The sequence below is a fragment of the Pseudaeromonas pectinilytica genome (assembly GCF_054780855.1).
Map to the genome: position 1 here is coordinate 1 of NZ_BAAGVN010000191.1, position 935 is coordinate 935.

At 55.8% G+C, this 935-nt stretch carries 3 protein-coding genes; all 3 read right to left on the reverse strand.

All coding sequences use genetic code 11. The features are described from left to right. The coding region (locus ACYVG7_RS10145) for a phage protein Gp27 family protein (RefSeq protein WP_460883004.1) at nt 1-257 on the reverse strand (257 nt) is incomplete at its 3' end. Between the two features lie 3 nt (nt 258-260). Then, a complete protein-coding gene (locus ACYVG7_RS10150; protein ID WP_460883005.1) occupies nt 261-554 on the reverse strand; it encodes a VpaChn25_0724 family phage protein in 294 nt (97 codons plus the stop codon). Beyond that, a complete protein-coding gene (locus tag ACYVG7_RS10155) occupies nt 551-886 on the reverse strand; it encodes a DUF2730 family protein (RefSeq protein WP_460883006.1) in 336 nt (111 codons plus the stop codon). Before ACYVG7_RS10155 ends, ACYVG7_RS10150 begins: the two co-directional genes overlap by 4 nt. Nucleotides 887-935: the final 49 nt, after the last annotated feature.

Consider the following 935-nt stretch of genomic DNA (forward strand, 5'->3'; position numbering starts at 1 on the left):
GCGGCGGTGGCCTCACGCATCTGGCGCAGACTGGCCCCCACCTTTTCCACCTGGGTGGCATAGCGATTCAGACCAGAACGGGAGAGTTTGAGATCGTCGGGCAGGCCAACGTCTTCAATCAGCTCGTTGATAGAGTCCAGGATCTCTTGTTGAGTAATCGACTTCTCCCGCAGCATCGCATGCAGCTGATTGCGGATATTCTCCGGCAGCAGGTCGACTTTACTGGCGCGACCTCGGGTGGGGCGTTCATCGGCCATGCATCACCCCCGCGCCCGAGGCTTTTTAACACCAGGCACAGTGGCACGCCCTTCGGCAGCGTCCTGGCCTCGGCCGGTCAGGCTGGCCACCATGTAACTGCCCACCATTTCAACAGTGACCAGCCCTTGCTCTGCCAACCAATTGATATGGGTGCGCACCTGGTCACGGCTGACGCGGTGGCCATAAGCGTCCAGGCAGTCATTGAGGATCGACTCATTGGCCTCGCCTCCAACGTCCACTAAGCTGCGCAAAATCACCAGGCGACGGTCAGCATCGAGTAACTCCATCATGCTCATGCTTTATCCTTAAGTTCATTTTCTAACAGCAGATCAGCAAGACTGCGTAACTGCACAAGTTGCGGACTAACAGCGCGCAACTCACCGCGTAGATCGCTAATTTCAAGCTGCAAACGATGCAACTCTCGCTCACTGGGCAAGTCCTCGATCCTCTTCTCGACCAGCATTAAACGACTGCCAAGAACAGCAACCTCACCACCCAACGACGAGCCCAATGACGCAACCTCCTCTCGTTTGGCATAGGTCTTAACCAGCAGGGTTTGGATCACCAGCGAGATCAGTGACACGCATGTCAGGAATATCGGCCAATAGGTTTTAATAATGTCCAGCACGAATAGCCTCCTGCTTCTCGCGTAGTGTCAGGCACTCGACACATCGCAC